Annotated in this window: 23 protein-coding genes; 16 read left to right on the plus strand and 7 right to left on the minus strand. The window is 35.7% G+C overall.

The window, feature by feature from the left end:
• The first annotated feature begins 1 nt into the window (after position 1).
• The 8 genes from AAGD93_RS01050 (at position 2) to AAGD93_RS01085 (ending at position 6,638) form a co-directional block, all read left to right on the plus strand.
• Complete coding sequence (locus AAGD93_RS01050) at positions 2 to 577, plus strand: PopZ family protein (protein ID WP_010082598.1); 576 nt, start codon at positions 2 to 4, stop codon at positions 575 to 577.
• 76 nt (positions 578 to 653) lie between these two features.
• Positions 654 to 1,232 (plus strand): RlmE family RNA methyltransferase, encoded by a 579-nt coding sequence (locus AAGD93_RS01055; protein WP_015588787.1) that lies wholly within the window; start codon positions 654 to 656, stop codon positions 1,230 to 1,232.
• Positions 1,233 to 2,100: 868 nt separating this feature from the next.
• The gene (locus tag AAGD93_RS01060) at positions 2,101 to 2,976 is read left to right on the plus strand and encodes an ankyrin repeat domain-containing protein (RefSeq protein ID WP_341819582.1); all 876 of its coding nucleotides are present in this window, start codon (positions 2,101 to 2,103) and stop codon (positions 2,974 to 2,976) included.
• 25 nt (positions 2,977 to 3,001) lie between these two features.
• A protein-coding gene (locus AAGD93_RS01065) for an IS630 family transposase (protein WP_341819583.1) occupies positions 3,002 to 3,861 on the plus strand; the annotation gives its coding sequence in 2 pieces (ribosomal slippage) (positions 3,002 to 3,326 and positions 3,326 to 3,861; 861 coding nt in all).
• A gap of 31 nt (positions 3,862 to 3,892) precedes the next feature.
• Positions 3,893 to 5,269 (plus strand): ankyrin repeat domain-containing protein, encoded by a 1,377-nt coding sequence (locus AAGD93_RS01070; protein WP_341819584.1) that lies wholly within the window; start codon positions 3,893 to 3,895, stop codon positions 5,267 to 5,269.
• Between the two features lie 163 nt (positions 5,270 to 5,432).
• Positions 5,433 to 5,594: a hypothetical protein gene (locus tag AAGD93_RS01075; RefSeq protein WP_341819585.1), complete on the plus strand. Its 162-nt coding sequence runs from the start codon at positions 5,433 to 5,435 to the stop codon at positions 5,592 to 5,594.
• 47 nt (positions 5,595 to 5,641) lie between these two features.
• Entirely contained in the window at positions 5,642 to 5,953 is a 312-nt protein-coding gene (locus AAGD93_RS01080; RefSeq protein WP_182319877.1) for a hypothetical protein, read from the plus strand.
• Positions 5,954 to 6,089: 136 nt separating this feature from the next.
• The gene (locus AAGD93_RS01085; RefSeq protein ID WP_341819586.1) at positions 6,090 to 6,638 is read left to right on the plus strand and encodes a head-tail connector protein; all 549 of its coding nucleotides are present in this window, start codon (positions 6,090 to 6,092) and stop codon (positions 6,636 to 6,638) included.
• Here AAGD93_RS01085 and AAGD93_RS01090 read toward each other — a convergent pair.
• Positions 6,582 to 6,947, minus strand: a complete 366-nt coding sequence (locus AAGD93_RS01090) for a hypothetical protein (RefSeq protein WP_341819587.1) — start codon at positions 6,945 to 6,947, stop codon at positions 6,582 to 6,584. The genes AAGD93_RS01085 and AAGD93_RS01090 overlap by 57 nt on opposite strands.
• Positions 6,948 to 7,010: 63 nt before the next feature.
• Here AAGD93_RS01090 and AAGD93_RS01095 point away from each other — a divergent pair, with 63 nt between their 5' ends.
• The 3 genes from AAGD93_RS01095 to AAGD93_RS01105 all read left to right on the plus strand — a co-directional run bounded on the left by AAGD93_RS01095 (position 7,011) and on the right by AAGD93_RS01105 (position 8,618).
• Entirely contained in the window at positions 7,011 to 7,421 is a 411-nt protein-coding gene (locus tag AAGD93_RS01095; protein ID WP_341819588.1) for a DUF3168 domain-containing protein, read from the plus strand.
• Entirely contained in the window at positions 7,396 to 7,785 is a 390-nt protein-coding gene (locus AAGD93_RS01100; protein ID WP_341819589.1) for a phage tail tube protein, read from the plus strand. Before AAGD93_RS01095 ends, AAGD93_RS01100 begins: the two co-directional genes overlap by 26 nt.
• A gap of 65 nt (positions 7,786 to 7,850) precedes the next feature.
• Positions 7,851 to 8,618, plus strand: coding sequence for a hypothetical protein (locus AAGD93_RS01105; RefSeq protein WP_341819590.1), 768 nt, complete (start codon positions 7,851 to 7,853; stop codon positions 8,616 to 8,618).
• A gap of 403 nt (positions 8,619 to 9,021) precedes the next feature.
• On the opposite strand, the gene AAGD93_RS07620 is transcribed toward AAGD93_RS01105, so the two are convergent.
• The 5 genes from AAGD93_RS07620 to AAGD93_RS01125 all read right to left on the minus strand — a co-directional run bounded on the left by AAGD93_RS07620 (position 9,022) and on the right by AAGD93_RS01125 (position 11,033).
• A complete protein-coding gene (locus AAGD93_RS07620) occupies positions 9,022 to 9,186 on the minus strand; it encodes an IS3 family transposase (RefSeq protein WP_010082072.1) in 165 nt (54 codons plus the stop codon).
• Positions 9,179 to 9,340: a DDE-type integrase/transposase/recombinase gene (locus AAGD93_RS01110; protein ID WP_010082071.1), complete on the minus strand. Its 162-nt coding sequence runs from the start codon at positions 9,338 to 9,340 to the stop codon at positions 9,179 to 9,181. The genes AAGD93_RS07620 and AAGD93_RS01110 overlap by 8 nt, the downstream gene beginning before the upstream one ends.
• A gap of 3 nt (positions 9,341 to 9,343) precedes the next feature.
• Positions 9,344 to 9,775, minus strand: a complete 432-nt coding sequence (locus AAGD93_RS01115) for an IS3 family transposase (protein WP_341819591.1) — start codon at positions 9,773 to 9,775, stop codon at positions 9,344 to 9,346.
• 15 nt (positions 9,776 to 9,790) lie between these two features.
• A protein-coding gene (locus AAGD93_RS01120; RefSeq protein WP_264705388.1) for an IS630 family transposase occupies positions 9,791 to 10,650 on the minus strand; the annotation gives its coding sequence in 2 pieces (ribosomal slippage) (positions 9,791 to 10,326 and positions 10,326 to 10,650; 861 coding nt in all).
• Between the two features lie 89 nt (positions 10,651 to 10,739).
• Entirely contained in the window at positions 10,740 to 11,033 is a 294-nt protein-coding gene (locus AAGD93_RS01125; RefSeq protein WP_341819579.1) for a transposase, read from the minus strand.
• A gap of 154 nt (positions 11,034 to 11,187) precedes the next feature.
• Here AAGD93_RS01125 and AAGD93_RS01130 point away from each other — a divergent pair, with 154 nt between their 5' ends.
• From AAGD93_RS01130 to AAGD93_RS01140, 3 genes are read left to right on the plus strand one after another with little or no spacing between them, the layout of a single operon-like run.
• A complete protein-coding gene (locus tag AAGD93_RS01130; RefSeq protein WP_065095496.1) occupies positions 11,188 to 11,511 on the plus strand; it encodes an HNH endonuclease in 324 nt (107 codons plus the stop codon).
• Positions 11,508 to 11,918: a hypothetical protein gene (locus AAGD93_RS01135; protein WP_264723206.1), complete on the plus strand. Its 411-nt coding sequence runs from the start codon at positions 11,508 to 11,510 to the stop codon at positions 11,916 to 11,918. The genes AAGD93_RS01130 and AAGD93_RS01135 overlap by 4 nt, the downstream gene beginning before the upstream one ends.
• A gap of 7 nt (positions 11,919 to 11,925) precedes the next feature.
• Positions 11,926 to 12,939 carry an Mrp/NBP35 family ATP-binding protein gene (locus AAGD93_RS01140; protein WP_065094974.1) on the plus strand — a complete coding sequence of 338 codons (1,014 nt, stop codon included), beginning with the start codon at positions 11,926 to 11,928 and terminating at the stop codon, positions 12,937 to 12,939.
• A gap of 74 nt (positions 12,940 to 13,013) precedes the next feature.
• Here the strand turns inward: AAGD93_RS01140 and AAGD93_RS01145 are convergent, their stop codons facing one another.
• On the minus strand, positions 13,014 to 13,643 hold the full coding sequence (locus tag AAGD93_RS01145) for a hypothetical protein (RefSeq protein WP_010082230.1): 630 nt from the start codon (positions 13,641 to 13,643) through the stop codon (positions 13,014 to 13,016).
• A 568-nt stretch (positions 13,644 to 14,211) separates the two neighbouring features.
• Between AAGD93_RS01145 and ubiH the strand changes: the two genes are divergently transcribed.
• Complete coding sequence (gene ubiH / locus AAGD93_RS01150) at positions 14,212 to 15,360, plus strand: 2-octaprenyl-6-methoxyphenyl hydroxylase (protein ID WP_341819592.1); 1,149 nt, start codon at positions 14,212 to 14,214, stop codon at positions 15,358 to 15,360.
• 441 nt (positions 15,361 to 15,801) lie between these two features.
• Positions 15,802 to 16,764: an IS481-like element ISWpi4 family transposase gene (locus tag AAGD93_RS01155; RefSeq protein ID WP_341819593.1), complete on the plus strand. Its 963-nt coding sequence runs from the start codon at positions 15,802 to 15,804 to the stop codon at positions 16,762 to 16,764.
• Positions 16,765 to 16,766: the final 2 nt, after the last annotated feature.

Below are 16,766 nucleotides of genomic sequence, written 5' to 3' on the forward strand. Positions count from 1 at the left end.
TATGCATGATGAACAAGGTAATCAATCTGTAAAAGATATCCTAGAAGATATAAAAAAAGCTATATCGGGTAAAAACGCGAGTAACGATAAAGCAGAAATAAAGGATGAAAATGATGATGTGCTATACCTTGAGGAAGAGTATCCAGAAGAAATAGAAGAAGATGGCAAAAAAGAAAATAATGAAAAAGAGGACATTGATAATGATGACCAAAGTGAGGAAATGGCTTGCAACAATAACCAATTTAATGGCCATAGCTACAATTCAGAAGAAAAAAAAGATATTTATTTGTACGATAATATCCAAATGAGTAATAACAAAGCGAGTAATAGCGGCTTACAAGCGCAAAATAACGATCATCTAATTTTAAAAGAGAATATGGAAGAGATCAAAGCGTTGCTTGGAAAAATGCAAAACGAATTGCAGCATAAACAACAAAAAAAAGCGAACCTTACTGTTGAAGAATTAGTTACATCTCTTTTAAAACCTCAGCTCTCAGAATGGCTGAATAAATATCTACATGCACTGGTAAAAGAAGTAGTTGAAAAAGAGCTTAAAGATATAATCAATAATAAGTAGGGTATTAGCAATAAAAACTAGAGTAAAGACGGCTAGAGGCAGAAAACTATCTTCAACAAGGTGGCTACATCGTCATTTGAATGATCAGTATGTGCAAAAAACTAGCAAGGATGGTTATAGGTCACGCTCAGCATATAAGCTGGTAGAAATGGATAACAAATTTAAATTATTCCAAGAAGGGCAAAAAATTATTGATCTTGGTGCTTCTCCTGGTGGATGGTCACAAGTTGCATCTCAGAAAGGTGCAAATGTGGTTGCTCTTGACATAAAACCAATGAACGCAATTAATGGAGTAGAGTTTATACAATGTGATATTATCAATGAGTTTGAAATTTTAAGAGAAAAATTCAAGGATCAAAAATTTGATGTAATTTTATCTGACATGGCGCCCGAATCTTGTGGTTTAAAATCGTTGGATCATATCAGAATTATGCTTTTATGTGAGGCAGCGCTCAATTTTGCAAAGCATTTCTTGAGTCATGGTGGCACGTTTGTAGTAAAAATTTTCCAAGGAGAATCTGATAAAGATTTTTGTAACGAGCTAAAAAAAATGTTTAAAACAGTAAAATACTTTAAACCAAAGTCAAGTAGATCTGAATCTACAGAAATGTATTTGGTAAGTTTAGGCTTTATTGGCAGCAGACTTTCTATATAATATTAATCCAGGTAGCCCACAGAAACGAAAAAACTTCCTTGACAAACTCCGCCAGCCCCCTTATCATGAAACTGAAGCTATTGTATTTGCTTTCGCCAATCTGCAGATTAAAAGGTAAGGATTACTTAATGTATCGGCGTCTTATGTTCAATTTTTTGCAGTATATAGATACTGTATGTCTTTACAAAACTTCATCTACATCTAGATTTTTATCTAAATAAGCTGAACGCGCTTATAAAGCGTTACAAGACATCAAAAAATGCCAATACTCGACAGAGATAGTAAAAGACTAGCTAACTCGGGGATTCTTTGTCTTTTTTTCTGCTTAGTAAATTTCTTAAACATTTGCAGCGTAGGTTAGTTGCAATTAAAAGCAGCTAAATCTTGCTTGTCAAGCGTTTAAAGCATAAAAAACGCCAATATTTTAAAGCAGATAATAACCCCAGGGCTTCTTTTGCCTTTTTTTTTATTTGGTAAATTTCTTAAATATTTATAGCTAAACGACAATCGTCATCCCAGCGGGATCTGGAGATACCGCGGCGGTATGACGGTTCGTGGCGGCATGAAGATAAGCTCGTCATCCCGCTGCTTGTTAGCGGGATCTCTTGTTAGCGCCGCGGCGGTATGACGTAGGACTGCTGTCATTCTGCTACTTGTTAGCGGCTGAGATACCGCGAATGAATCGCGGTATGACGGTTCGCGGTGGCATGATGTAGGACTGCTGTGACACCATTATAGAATGAACCAGTGTCAGCTACTTGCATAGAAAATGTTTATGACTAATTTTTAGATCAAACATGGAATTTCGACAAACTTAACTTTTTTGTGAGACTGTTCAGCAATAATAAATAAATTGAGAGGAAAGGTTATGGCAATAAAAAAGGAAAAGTTTTTTGAAATAATAAATGAGGTAAGCAAGAGAGAAGGTTTAAATGAGAATAATTTACTTGAAAGAATAGGGAGTAAGCTAAAAGATGCAGACTCAAAAGTATATAGCACTTGTAACAATTTGAAGATAGATAAGATGTTCAGTATGTTAGATTCAGACAAAATTGTAAGTTATATGTTGGTACATCTTGCTGTGGAATGTAACAGTGTACCAATAGTAAAACTCCTACTAGCAAAGGAAGCAAAAGTTAATGAACCAATATATGAACTTGATGGAGCTAAGTCTCAATTAACTGCTTTGCACATTGCTGCTTTGCATGGTCATCAAGAGATAGTTCAGCTTTTATTGAATAATGACGCAAATCCTTTACTAAAAGATAGTCAAGGCCGAACTCCAAGGGATATTGTCGGCGATGTAGAAGGTAAAAAGGCTATAATAAAAACGTTAGAGGAAGGAGAACAACGTTGTGCTGGTACGAGAAGACAAACTTATAGACAAGGCACTTTACTGCAGCCTAATAATAAAACTCCAGGAAATTTAGCTGTGAACGGAAATAACGTAACTGCTGCAGTGCAAGCATGGAATGCAAGAGATCAGAAAAAGAACAACGGAACTACACTAAACAGCAGAGAAATCTATGTGCAAGATGAGGATGAACAGACTTCTTCAAACTCAATCACTAATGAAAACAATATAAACAAAGTAGGTCATACATTAGAAAGAGAACAAGCTATAAGAGAAAGAGATGCTATGTTGCAAAAGTTGCGAGAGGCAGAGCAACGACTTGCCAATAATCAGAAGCGCATAGAACAAGATTATAGCTCTTTCCATAAAAGTCCGGATGTGATAGGATAAGGATAGATGATGATAAGGAGGTTGAATGCCAGCAGCATATAGTTATGATTTAAGAAAAAAAGCAATGGAAGCGCTAGACGAAGGAGAAAGCAGAGAAACAGTGGTAGCAAGATTTAAGATTGGACGAACTACTTTATGGGAGTGGCAGCAAAGAAGAAAAGAAACAGGAGACTTTCAATCAAAAAAACTTGGAAATGGGGGTTACAATCACAAAATTACCGACTGGGATACCTTTGCCAAATTTGCCAGAGAACACGGAGGAAAGACTCTATCGGAAATGGCTAAACTTTGGAACAACGTTAGTATCCAAACGATCTATCGAGCCCTTAAAAAAATTGGATTTACGCGCAAAAAAAGACATATGGATACAAGGAAAGAAACGAAGAAAAACGTGCTGAATTTTTGAAAATTATAGCGACAAAAGAACCTAAAAACTTAGTGTATATAGATGAGTCTGGCATTGATAACACCGAAGACTACCCCTACGGATATTGCCAGAAAGGACAGCGGTTTTATGCCTTAAAATCTGGAAAGAAAACTCAACGAATCAGTATGGTTGCAGCCTTAAGTGGAAGAAAGATAGTTGTTCCGTTAACCTTTGAAGGCCACTGTAATATGGATGTTTTTAATGGATGGTTTGAGCAATTTTTGACACCGATCTTGGAACCTGGACAGACTGTCATTCTTGACAATGCTACTTTTCATAAGTCTGATAAGATTATCGAGCTTGCTAAAGGGGTTGGTGCAGAAATTTTGTATCTGCCGCCTTATTCTCCAGATTTCAACAAAATTGAGCATCATTGGTTTGCTATAAAAAACAGAGCCAGGAAAAACATTCCTCTATTCGAATCCTTTCGTCGTGCTGTTGATTCTGCCTTCCTATGACCTGTTCGGACTATTATGAGAAATGCTATACTTGCACGATCAACATCTAGAGCAGTATACTATACATAATGGTGAACAGACCTTTTTAAATAAAAGTAGTAGTGACGACAGTGGAATATGTTTTGATGGAGATGGATCTGAAGCTTTAGGCCAATCTATATTAGAAAATGGAGAAGACATTGATGCACAAGATGAAAATGGATTGACTTTTTTACATCGTGCTGCTGCAAACAACAATGAAGAATCAGTGAAACGTTTGGTAAAATGTGGAGCAAAAATTGATGTACAGGATAAAGATGGATGGACCCCTTTACATTATGCTGCTGCATATGGTTGTGTAGAGATTGCAGAATATCTAGTAGTAAATGCAGCAAATGTTAATGCACAAGATAAAGCTGAGTATACTCCATTATGTTACGCTCTTGCAAATGACAAAAAAGAATCAGCCAACCTTTTGATGAAATATGGAGCAGATCGCTCATTGATAAAGGATGAAGGCCTAATAGATAGACTAAATGGTATGTATGGTCAGCTATCTGAGGCCGTACCTAGTACTTCTTCCCATTCCGAAACATACAATGCAACGGAAACTCCAGAAGAAGCAGAAAGGGTTAAAAAACGTAAAGTTAAGTCAAAAGAATTACGTGCTCAATTAAAGAATGAACAGAAAGAAAATGAATCACTAAAACGACAAATACAAGATCTAGAAAGTGAAAAAGCAACGCTTAATAGTGAATTAGAAAAAACAAAAACTAAAACAGACGAAGTACCATTAGAAAAAGCGCAAAAGGAACTAACAGAATTGAAAAGTTATATCACTGGACATGGAGCTAGGCTGGACACACTGGAGAAACTCAATGAAGAGAATGAATCACTAAGACAAGAAATAAAAAATCTAAAAAATGAAAACACAACACTTAAGGGTGAATTAGAAAAAACAAAAACTAAAAAAAACGAAGTACCATTAGAAAAAGCGCAAAAGGAACTAACAGAATTGAGAAATTGTGTCACTGAACATGAGACTAAATTGGAAGTACTGGAGAAACTCAATAAAGAGAATGAATCACTAACACAAAAAATAAAAAGTCTGGAGAATGAAAACACACCACTTGAGGGTGAACTGGGCAAAACTAAAACAAATGAAGTGTCACTAGAAAAAGTAGGAAAAAGACAATTTTCCCCAAAAGTTGCCTATGCGAGCCTTGCAGCTATGTTAGCAGTAGGTGCTGCTCTTAGTATTGCTTCCGGATTGTCTGCTCTATTAATAGTTGCAGCTTCTGTGGTATCTGCACTGATAGCTGGTGGCATTACATACACAATATCAAAACCCATCGCTGAACCAAAACCTACCACTGAATTGAAAGAAGTGGATATAGGTTCAGCACAACGTGGTGTTTGTAAAACTTAGCACCTACATCTGTACGAACATTGCAGTTTGCAGGTGGCAGATGCAAGTAGCTGCACTGGAATCCCAAAAAAAGGATGATGTCATTCAAGTGCTTGACACTGGAATCCAGCCTTGCCGTAATCTCATCAAGAACGTTGTGTTTTAACATAAAACGGCTACTTTTATGCTTACCAACTTAATAAAATTCCTGGATCCCAGTGTCAAGCACTGGGATGACAAGAAGAGAGGGTACTTGGATAAGAGTCATTGCCCTCCTGGTAGGCCCAAATTGCAATGTTCGTACAGTTATGAGTTACACAGTAGTGCGAATTTTTTACTTTGGTAGTTTTTTTATTACAGTTATAATCATAAAAGTAGTTGAGTTTAATTAATATGAAAACTTTTACGAAAAGCTCTAAGAGTAAGGGAAAAAAGCTGGAGGAGTTTGATAAGGAAATTGAAGATATAACAACTATAGCTCAAGATAAATTTGCACATGAACTTGAGAACATCGCATATGACAGTGTGCAAAAATTTCGCAGTCTGCTTGCTAAAGAGTTAAACTCCATCTTCAATAATATTCATTCTCAAAATGTCAATCTACTAAAATCTAGCCTAGTTGAATATGCTATAAGTTCAAATTTTATCAACAAAAAAGGAGAAACAGCTTTAATACGTTCTCTTCTTAATATATTCATACGATAAGGCACTCAGAGTTGTTGCTGCGCCAATTTAACTTAATGTTGCATGCAAGCTGCATAGCTAAAGTAAGTAAGATTTGCCCCACGCTGTCACGAGGTAACCCTTACTTATTCTAGCTATATCAAAAAGGAGGGTTATTATGTCAATAAGATCTACTTCACCAAGAATATCTGTGCAACGTAAATTTAAGCCTGAATCTTTTCCAGTTACTTTAGAAGAGGTTAAATCTTTTTTACGCATTGAGAACGACCAGGATGATAAGTTGATTTCAGATCTAATTTTTATGGCAACTGATTACGCTGAATGGCATATGGAAAAGTCACTGGTGAAACAAACATGGCAAGTTTCATATGAAGATTATGTACCTCGTAGGATCTATTTAAGCTATGGCCCTGTGAGTAAGATAGTATTGGCTACTGCAATGATGTCTAAAAATCAAGAGAAGAGAACACTTAAGTATTATTTTAGTGATGTAGGGGGCTACGTTGAGTTTTTCAATTGTTTGAATGCAATAAGAGTTGATGTTGTATACGAAGCTGGTTATGACAATGTTCCTGAGCAGATAAAACTAGGTATTATGCGGCATGTTTCTGCTCTTTACAAAAATCGTGAATCGGAGGTAAGTAGCCATTTATCTGAAGTGAAGAAGGTATATTCTCCGTTTCGCGAACCAAAGGTTGTTTTGTAGGTAGGTATTATAGTAATTGCTGGCCACAACTGTACCAACATTTTGATTTGAGTCCACCAAGGAGGGTGTCATGAAAGTAGCTGACACTGGTTCCTTTATGATGGTGTCATCCAAGTAGCTGACACTGGGATCCAGGTCGCTAACAAGCAAACTAGCATAGAAAATGGTTACAACGTTTTTGATGAGATTGCGGGAAGGCTGGATTCCAGTGTCTGGGCACTGCCGTCTTGGATGAAAAAGCTGGATTCCAGACTGGGATGACATCATAGGGGCTGGGATGATAGGAAGAGGAGGGTACTTGGATGACAAAGGAGGGCAGTGTCAGCTACTTGCATCTGCAAATTGCAATAGCCGTGTCTGTGAGGGTTAATTATGGAAAAAATTCAAGCTATAAATGAGTTGTACAGTAGCATTTATGAAGCACTAAAAGCAAACTCTGATTTAAGAAAATATGTTACTAACATTTATGACTACTTACCTAAACAGGTCACCATTCCTTACCTGAGATTGCGCGTAGTGAATTATAATAACCTGCATATGCTGTCCAATTTTGCTACAAAGGCAAGATTTTCATGCGACATATATACCTATCATATAAGCAGTATGTTTGCCATTATAAGGCATATTAACTTGATACTTAAGAGCATTGAAGGTTTTAGTAGTGAGGTCATTTTAGAAAGTAATTGTGCTATGGATCAGCACGATGAAATTTTACATTCAACAATTAATTTTGATGTTTTAATAAAAGGAGGTGATAATGAGCAAATTACAGCTAAAAATTAAAGATCATGACAATAATTTTATTGTGTTAAATAATATACGAAACCTAAGGTTTACTTTGCGTAATAACAGAGAAGAGGTGAAAGATATTTCTTCTTTTGGCTGGAGAAAAGTATTGGATTCTGCTGGAAGCAGACACATTACGATAAAAATTAATGGAATTTTAGACTCTGTATTAGCTGATGAATTATTACGTAATTCTGCTATGCTAAACTCTAATAATGATTATGAAATTAGTTTTAATGCTAAGGAAAAGATAAGGCTTAGGTGTTCAGTTGAATTGTATGAGAGGTATTATGATCCTGTTACTTTTGACAGCTTTACTGTCGTTTTAGCGAGTGCTGAAGTTGTAAACGCTTTTCATTAATGTTAATTTAATTTTTTTATATACAATAGTAACTGGTGAGAATTTTAACTAAATTAAAAAAAATCATGAACGACAAAGACCTTTTCGAGGAAGACGGTGATAATATTGAAGAAAATAACGATGATAAAAGAGAGAAAAGTTTAGAAAATGAAAATCAACAAAATCAAGAAGAACAACACAAAGAGGAAGATAAGCAATACATAATACAGTATATTCAAGAATATTTAAAAGCTTTTGAGGATATTCTAAATCAGATCGACGAAGGAATTGATAATTCGGATAGTTACGAAAGGACTATGCAAATAAAGCGAAGCATAGACAGGCTCATAGAGACTTTATATAGTCAGGCTGATTCTGAAGATATTGATGCAGAATTTGAAACCACAAAGCATACTCGTGATAAATCAGAATCTATGAAAAGAGTTAGAGAGAAGAGAAGAAAGCAAGTGATAGAAGAAGTATTAAGTAGCATGTTTGCCCAGCAACAGAAGGAGCTAATGAACGCTAAGCATGAACATGAAACAACACATGATGATGAAGCAAAGAAACGAGTGAAGTCTTCAATCAGGGGAGTGTTGTTTTCGGTGATTGCTCATAGGATGGATCCAAGAAGGAGAGCAGGGGAAACTGCTGACGATAACGAAAAGCAAGCTCATATACATGGCAGGGAAGCAGTTGGTGGAGCTTTAGGTGCATTGTTAAAAACGTTTTTAACAGCAGTTATTGCCGTTGTGCGTGAAATTGCTAAGCCACTTCAGAAACCGGAAACATCTTTTGCAAAACAAGTTGAAGAAAGCAGAAACGCAGATTCACAAAAGGGTCGATCTGTGTAGATTTCTCCTTGTAATAATCTTTCGATTCTACTGTCTGTTAATTCAAATTAGGGTTATAAAATTTTAGAAGCCAGCTCTTATATAACCAATTTATAGCAAGAAATTACGATACAAAAATCAGCGTCCGTTAGAAAATAAACATAACACAGGGTGATAGAGTTGCCCCTATCCATAAGCGTCAGTTAAGCTCAAAATTGTAAGCTTAAAATATGATTGAATAATTATTAATAATAGTATATAATTATTAACGTTTTTCAGGCATTTTTGTTATGGGTGCGCCAAGTAAGCGTTTAGAATACAATTGGTGAAAATCCAACTGACCTTACCGAGAAAAAGTGGAGAGAAAGTTTGGAATGTTTTTTACAAAAAGAATGATGCATCAAATTGTTCTGGAATGCAATAGTTAATAGTGACGTTGTTTGTTATAAAAAATTTCTATGTATTCAAATATTGCAGTTCTAGTTTGTTGAGCAGAGTGTTGTGAAGTATCAATAAGTATTTCTCTTTTCAATGAGCTAAAGAAGCTTTCTGCAACAGAATTGTCGTAACAACAGCCTTTATTACTCATCTATATTCTTTACAGCTAAGAGATATTGATACCCTTGCGCAGTATATTGTGAACCTTGGTCACTGTGCAGCAGTAGATTTTTAACAGGTTTACGCCTATTAATGGCCATTAATAAAGAGTTCATAACCAATTGTTTATTTATTGCACTACTCATTAACTACCATACGTGAGAATTATTGCTGCCAAATATAGCCATCCCTCCTTGGTTTTGATGTAAGTAATCCCATACTTTATTTGGTTGATCAACAATAAAGTTTTGATCTAGTATATTGGGAGCTACAGCTCTATTATCTGTTTGTTGTTTTTTAATTTTAAACTTTCTTCTCAGTATAGCCCTGATGTCATTTTTCTGCATAATACTTTGCACCGTTTTCAAATTGCAACTTTTACCCAAAGCCTTCAATTCAGCATGAATTTTAGGAGCTCCATATCTACATTTAGAAACTTGATATATTTTTTGAATAGCTGCGAGTAGCTCTTTATTTGCTGATTCTCTACTGCTTATTTTTCTTGTGGTCCACTTATAGTAGCCACTAGCAGAAAATCCTACATAATTCCTGTACTTTATAGCAGTTATAGCATTTCTCATAATAGTCCGAACAGGTCATAGGAAGGCAGAATCAACAGCACGACGAAAGGATTCGAATAGAGGAATGTTTTTCCTGGCTCTGTTTTTTATAGCAAACCAATGATGCTCAATTTTGTTGAAATCTGGAGAATAAGGCGGCAGATACAAAATTTCTGCACCAACCCCTTTAGCAAGCTCGATAATCTTATCAGACTTATGAAAAGTAGCATTGTCAAGAATGACAGTCTGTCCAGGTTCCAAGATCGGTGTCAAAAATTGCTCAAACCATCCATTAAAAACATCCATATTACAGTGGCCTTCAAAGGTTAACGGAACAACTATCTTTCTTCCACTTAAGGCTGCAACCATACTGATTCGTTGAGTTTTCTTTCCAGATTTTAAGGCATAAAACCGCTGTCCTTTCTGGCAATATCCGTAGGGGTAGTCTTCGGTGTTATCAATGCCAGACTCATCTATATACACTAAGTTTTTAGGTTCTTTTGTCGCTATAATTTTCAAAAATTCAGCACGTTTTTCTTCGTTTCTTTCCTTGTATCCATATGTCTTTTTTTGCGCGTAAATCCAATTTTTTTAAGGGCTCGATAGATCGTTTGGATACTAACGTTGTTCCAAAGTTTAGCCATTTCCGATAGAGTCTTTCCTCCGTGTTCTCTGGCAAATTTGGCAAAGGTATCCCAGTCGGTAATTTTGTGATTGTAACCCCCATTTCCAAGTTTTTTTGATTGAAAGTCTCCTGTTTCTTTTCTTCTTTGCTGCCACTCCCATAAAGTAGTTCGTCCAATCTTAAATCTTGCTGCCACTGTTTCTCTGCTTTCTCCTTCGTCTAGCGCTTCCATTGCTTTTTTTCTTAAATCATAACTATATGCTGCTGGCATTCAACCTCCTTATCATCATCTATCCTTATCCTATCACATCCGGACTTTTATGGAAAGAGCTATACTATGCTCTTTTATAAAAAAATATTTTACTCTTTTTGACTGGCCAGGGCTTTTTTTTTAATGTCTCTTTCCCTTGTTACTCTTGCTAACTCTCTTTGTAAATCAAACCTCTCTTTGTCGTAAGGAGCCATGTTACCTCTACCTGGAAATGCATCTGCTGCCGACTTTTTTTCGTTGTGTTTCTTTATCCATTTTCCTAATAAACCACCCTTTATTCCTAAATCCTTTGCTATTTTTGTAATTGTTTGACCTGCCTTTCTTTGTTCATTTGCCAGTTTAACAGCTTCCAATTTGAATTCTGCTGTATATTCTCTTACCATTTCTAATCCTCCAAAATTTTATTTTACCCAAAAAAACTCTTTTCTTTCTCTCCACTTTTTCTGGGTAAGGTCAGTCTTTAGGCACCCAAACAAAGGGAAATGCTGGATAAAAAGAAAATACTTTAAAAAGTATAATAACGATAACTGGCGTTTTATGACAAGTAACAAGATACATCTTATTATACACAGCGATCATGATATTAAACGACATATCAAAGTGCAAAAAACCAGATCTCCATATGATGGTGATTGGGTATATTGGGGCAAACGTCTGAGAAAAATACCAGATAAGCCATTAAGAGTAATAAAACTATTGAAGTTACAACAAAGTAAATGTGATAATTGTAGACTATGGTTTAAAAGTGATGATACAATAGAAATACATCACAAAGACCGGAATAGACGAAACAATATGATCAAAAACTTATCTTTGTTACATGGACATTGTCACGATGAATTACACAGGAGGTGTGCATGAAAAGCACCAAATTGGAGAGAAGCCGTATGAGGCGCAAAGTCTCACGTACGGTTTTGAAGTCGAGTGAGGAGGGGCGACCTTCTTCACTTAGACAACAGTATGCAGATGAAACTACGGAAGAAGACTTAAGGAAAATAGCAGAAAAAGCACCAATAATAAAGTTAGTCTACGATGAATTAGACAGGTTTAGCTGGAATGAAAAAGATTTAGTAGCTTACGAAGAAAGAATAATGGATCTGCGGAAAGAAGAAGGCATCCTCGTTCAAAAACTTGATGAGGGAAAGATTGAAGGAAAGATTGAAGTAGCAAAAAACCTACTTAAGGCTGACATCTCTATTGATATTATCTCTCAGACAACCGGCCTTCCTCAAGCTGAGATTAAACGACTTCAGGAAGAAATCACCTAAAAGGCTAATGATCAACGAAGAAATTGTAAGAGAGAGCTTAAAAAAAGTCGTAGAACAAGAAAGTGGTAAAACTCTTGGTATAATATCCTCAATCATTATTAAAGGTGGGGACGTTGGTTTTGCGCTTGAAGTTGCCGGTAACACGCAAGCAAATGAAGAATTAAGAAGAAATTGTGAGCAAGCTGTTAAAGCTATACCGGGGGTGACAAAAGTGACCGTGGTTGCTACTTGTCAAAAACAAACTGGGCAACAAAAAGCTAAATTACATATCGAAGGAGTGAAAAATATAATCGTTGTGGCCTCTGGTAAAGGGGGTGTGGGCAAGTCCACAGTTGCGCTAAATCTTGCTCTCTCATTAGCAAAGTTAAAACACAAAGTTGCGCTGGTTGATGCAGATATATATGGTCCTTCAATTCCTAAAATGCTTGGCGCTGAAAAATTAAAGCCAAAAATACAGGATAGTAAAGCAATGCCTATAGAAAAGTATGGACTGCATACTATTTCAATTGGCTATTTTATCGATAAAGATCGTGCAGCAATATGGCGCGGACCTATGATTACAAAAGCACTTTATAATCTGCTAATGGGAACAAAATGGTCCGATATAGAGTATTTGATAGTTGATACACCACCTGGAACTGGCGATGTGCATTTAAGTCTTATGGAAAATTTTAACTTAACTGGGGCGATAATAGTTTCAACTCCACAGGAGCTCTCTTTAATCGATGCTCGCAAAATTTATGATATGTTTACAAAGCTCAGCGTACCGGTTATTGGCATTGTAGAAAATATGAGTTATTTCATTCAAAGCGGCTCAAAAATATACATATTTGGAAAAGACGGTGCAAAAAAAATGTCTGAGGAGCTGGGCATCAAACTTCTAGGCAGAGTTCCTCTAGATCCACAAATATGCCATGCTTCTGATTGCGGAAATCCTTTAATGTTAAGTGAGGATTTGGCAAAAATTTATAAAGATATTGCTTTGGAAACAGTAAAACATTGCATAGCTGTAAAATTCTAAAAAAAACACAGCTTTACGCAAAGAGACTTTAAGAATTCGTCTGTCCTCTTTACTATAAAATAGATATTCGTCTATCAAATATTATCTTCAACTTGAATATATTTAAAGATGTTTTGTGTATCATCTAAAAAGTTATTCTTTATATTAGTTAATTCCGATTGTTTTTGGGATAGATTATCCTTTATTGTTCTATCAAAACAATCAAGATCTCTGCACTTTAATTGAGAATCCATGTCTCCATTTTCATACAAACCTCGTATAATGTCATAATATGCTCGAGTTTCATCAGTTTCTGGTTGTTGCTTTTCTCTGAATATTGCCTTTAATTTCGAATCTATGTCTAATTCTCTTTTTATAGCTTCAACAGCATTTTCATGATACTTTTCATAATCTTCAAAACTCTTTAATATTTTGTCTTTTGCTTTATCTTGTAGCATTTTTAGCAAATCTTTAGCATGAGATTTTTCAATTTTTTGCTTCCAGTCATCATACGTATATTCTGAGTTACCATGTTTTGTATCTTGACACTCGCCTCCTACATTAAATATTTCTTCGTTGCAGATTTTATCACCCTGGTAAAAGTGATCGCTTATATTGATTTTATCATTAGTTAAAGTTTGTTTGATTGCTGCTTTGTTTTCTCCAAGTTCTTCTCTGTACTTACTAATGCAATTTAACATTTTTGCTTTGCAATCTGTAGTCATAAACTAATACCTTTAATAAAATAAGATCTATCTTAGCATGAAGTAATTAACATTTTATTACAGAAGTTTACTTTTAGGTGTTCTCAAGATGATATAGCTAAAGTGGCTTAGGTTTACCGACAATTTGAAAAACCGTCATTCCGCTACTAGTTAGCGGAATCTATACCGCGCACAACTGTACGAACGTTGTAGTTTGGGCCACCAGTGGGCAGTGCCCAGACACTGGGATCCAGGAATTTTATTAAGTTGGTAAGCATAAAAGTAGCTGTTTTATGTTAAAATACAACATTTTGATGATTATGAAAAAGCTGGATCCCAGTGTCAAGCACTGGGATGACATCATAGAGGCACTGGAATAACATCATCCTTTTTTCTGAATTCCAGTGTCAGCTACTTTCATGACATCGTTTACTATGTGCCACATTGCAATGTTCGTACAGCTATGGAATGAATCGCGGTATGACGTAGGGAAATCTTTCTTGGGTTAGCTATAGGTCTTTGTCTATAAAGTTTGTTTAAACTATTTTCAAAACAGATAAAATATAATTTTACAATTAGCGTAAATAAAATGAATTATGATGTAATCATTTCAGGTGGTGGGTTACTTGGTCTTATTACTGCCATTGGCCTCAGTTGTGACTCTGTGTCTGTAGCTGTGATTGAAAAAAATAGTCTACCACGTGTAGTAGATGATAATCGAGCATTTGCTATTTCTCAAGGCTCGAAAAAAATATTGGAAAAGTTAGGGATTTGGCAGTTTGTGGAAAGTGAAGCTGAGCCAATACTTGATATATGCATATTAGATGCGGTTACTGTGCATTACAATCATAAAATGGTTAGCGAAGAGCCAATGGGTTATGTTATCAACAATGCTACTATATGGAATGCAATCAACAATAATTTTCTAAATAAACTGAATATATACTCTCCACATTCCTATAAAACAATTGCTTGTGATTCAGGATATGTGGAAGTGATTCTTGATAATAACCAGGAATTAATATCATCGCTACTTATCTGTGCTGAAGGCAAAAACTCTAAATTACCAGAGTTATTTTCTATACCGACAGTGAAATTTGACTATAAACAAAGTAGCATAGTATTTAATGTAAAGCATGAACTGCATCACCAAAACTTAGCTGTGGAGCGTTTTTTCCCTGGCGGTCCATTTGCAATTCTACCGATGAAGGGTGGCTATACTTCTTCGATAGTTTGGACAGAAAAATCTGAAATTTCAAAAATGCTAATGGATCTGTCTGAAGAAGAATTTATTATAGAGCTTAAAAAAAGATTTGGTTCTTATTTAGGAGAGATAAAATTAGAGGGTGAAAGAAAACTTTATCCTTTAAGTTTTGCTTTCGCAAAAAAGTTATATAAGGGTAGAGTTTTGCTTATCGGCGATGCAGCACATTCAATTCATCCAGTTGCAGGTCAAGGGCTTAATCTTGGAATTAGAGATGTAGAAAGTGTTATAAAGCACGTAGTTGCTGCAAAAGCGGCTGGTACTGATGTTGGCAGTAGTTATTTATTAAAGAAAATTTCACGTAACAGATACTTTGATAATTTTACAATGGCGCTTGCAACTGATGGATTAAATAGGATGTTTTCCAACAGAATATTCTGCGCTAAAGCACTAAGAAATCTTGGCTTGATTGCAGTTGAAAATTCAAATTTCCTCAAAAAACGCTTCATTTGGCATGCTATGGGATTTATATAAATCACTATTTTATAGCTAATGCAAGTCAGGTTTCCCACGTCATACCGCCGCGGTATCTTGGCCGCTAACACGTAGCGGGATGACGAATGTATCTGTTCAGCAGTTGTGTTAAAAGTCAATAGAAAAATTGATGTAGCTGTGGATAAGTACTTTTATCTGTATAAACGTGCTTATCCACAGCTATGCTGGCTCTTAGATAGAAACAGACAGAGAGTTATATTCCTCAGTAAAAACCCTGTCATCTCTGACTAAAGAGTTAGCAAGAATAAGCAATTTCCTCATGGCAGCAGTGGAAGCAATTTTATATGGCTTTTTATATTGACTATATAATCTAGTAAAGAAAGGTTTGATATAGGAATTAGGGGGGAGGGGGGGATGTATGGTCCCAGAGTGTGATGGTATGATAAAATATGAGAAAACAATACCATCAAAGGAGGAATTATGGGACAAATATTACATGGGTGCGCCAAAACAACAGAGACAATTCGTAGAGCAATACAAAATAGTAAAGAGAGCATAGCAAAACTCTCCAGGTACTATAACCTTAATCCAAAAACTATCATTAAATGGAGAAAACGGTCTTTTGCCAAAGACGCTGATATGGGTCCGAAGCATGCAAGATCAACTGTTTTAACTTTAGAAGAGGAGGCTGTAATTGTTGCATTTCGTAAGCATACTCTATTGCCATTAGATGATTGTCTCTACGCTTTGCAAACCTCAATCCCACACTTGACTCGCTCTAGTCTACATCGTTGCTTACAGAGGCACAGCATTAGCAGACTACCAGATGTTGATGGCGAAGTTAAACCAAAAAAGAAATTCAAACAATATCCTATAGGCTATTTCCATATTGATATTGCAGAAGTCAGAACAGAAGAAGGAAAGTTATATTTGTTTGTTGCAATAGATAGAACATCCAAATTTACGTATGTTGAGTTGCATAAAAGTGCTACAAAACCTATAGCTGCTGAGTTTCTACGTAATTTGATTAAAATTTTACCATATAAAATCCACACTATTTTGACAGATAACAGTATACAATTTACCAACCAAAAACGCCATAAATACGCTTTTCAACATATATTTGATAGAGCTTGTGAAGAAAATGACATTGAACACCGTCTAACAAAAGTTAGCCATCCTTGGACAAATGGGCAAGTTGAGCGTATGAACAAAACTTTAAAGAATGCCACTGTTAAGAAGTATTACTATCAGTCTCACCAGCAACTCAAAGAGCATCTTTATGACTTTGTTATGGCCTACAATTATGCTAAAAGACTCAAAACTCTTAAGGATCTTACACCTTTTGAGTTTATATCTTTACAGTGGACAAAATCTCCTGAATTGTTCATACTAAATCCACACCATCACACTCTGGGACCATACACTCCCTGTGTTTCGTAATA

This window comes from Wolbachia endosymbiont (group A) of Brachyopa scutellaris, from assembly GCF_964026995.1.
Lineage (GTDB): Bacteria > Pseudomonadota > Alphaproteobacteria > Rickettsiales > Anaplasmataceae > Wolbachia > Wolbachia pipientis.

Excerpts from the sequence above, each read along its gene's own strand:
- ubiH (WP_341819592.1), top strand. The coding sequence starts at position 14,212 with ATGAATTATGATGTAATCATTTCAGGTGGTGGGTTACTTGGTCTTATT.
- AAGD93_RS01100 (WP_341819589.1), top strand. The coding sequence starts at position 7,396 with ATGAGCAAATTACAGCTAAAAATTAAAGATCATGACAATAATTTTATT.
- AAGD93_RS01130 (WP_065095496.1), top strand. The coding sequence starts at position 11,188 with ATGACAAGTAACAAGATACATCTTATTATACACAGCGATCATGATATT.
- AAGD93_RS01105 (WP_341819590.1), top strand. The coding sequence starts at position 7,851 with ATGAACGACAAAGACCTTTTCGAGGAAGACGGTGATAATATTGAAGAA.
- AAGD93_RS01085 (WP_341819586.1), top strand. The coding sequence starts at position 6,090 with ATGTCAATAAGATCTACTTCACCAAGAATATCTGTGCAACGTAAATTT.
- AAGD93_RS01095 (WP_341819588.1), top strand. The coding sequence starts at position 7,011 with ATGGAAAAAATTCAAGCTATAAATGAGTTGTACAGTAGCATTTATGAA.
- AAGD93_RS01115 (WP_341819591.1), bottom strand. The coding sequence starts at position 9,775 with ATGAGAAATGCTATAACTGCTATAAAGTACAGGAATTATGTAGGATTT.
- AAGD93_RS01145 (WP_010082230.1), bottom strand. The coding sequence starts at position 13,643 with ATGACTACAGATTGCAAAGCAAAAATGTTAAATTGCATTAGTAAGTAC.
- AAGD93_RS01110 (WP_010082071.1), bottom strand. The coding sequence starts at position 9,340 with ATGAGTAGTGCAATAAATAAACAATTGGTTATGAACTCTTTATTAATG.
- AAGD93_RS01050 (WP_010082598.1), top strand. The coding sequence starts at position 2 with ATGCATGATGAACAAGGTAATCAATCTGTAAAAGATATCCTAGAAGAT.
- AAGD93_RS01060 (WP_341819582.1), top strand. The coding sequence starts at position 2,101 with ATGGCAATAAAAAAGGAAAAGTTTTTTGAAATAATAAATGAGGTAAGC.
- AAGD93_RS01155 (WP_341819593.1), top strand. The coding sequence starts at position 15,802 with ATGGGACAAATATTACATGGGTGCGCCAAAACAACAGAGACAATTCGT.
- AAGD93_RS07620 (WP_010082072.1), bottom strand. The coding sequence starts at position 9,186 with ATGAGTAATAAAGGCTGTTGTTACGACAATTCTGTTGCAGAAAGCTTC.
- AAGD93_RS01140 (WP_065094974.1), top strand. The coding sequence starts at position 11,926 with ATGATCAACGAAGAAATTGTAAGAGAGAGCTTAAAAAAAGTCGTAGAA.
- AAGD93_RS01075 (WP_341819585.1), top strand. The coding sequence starts at position 5,433 with ATGCTTACCAACTTAATAAAATTCCTGGATCCCAGTGTCAAGCACTGG.
- AAGD93_RS01135 (WP_264723206.1), top strand. The coding sequence starts at position 11,508 with ATGAAAAGCACCAAATTGGAGAGAAGCCGTATGAGGCGCAAAGTCTCA.
- AAGD93_RS01125 (WP_341819579.1), bottom strand. The coding sequence starts at position 11,033 with ATGGTAAGAGAATATACAGCAGAATTCAAATTGGAAGCTGTTAAACTG.
- AAGD93_RS01080 (WP_182319877.1), top strand. The coding sequence starts at position 5,642 with ATGAAAACTTTTACGAAAAGCTCTAAGAGTAAGGGAAAAAAGCTGGAG.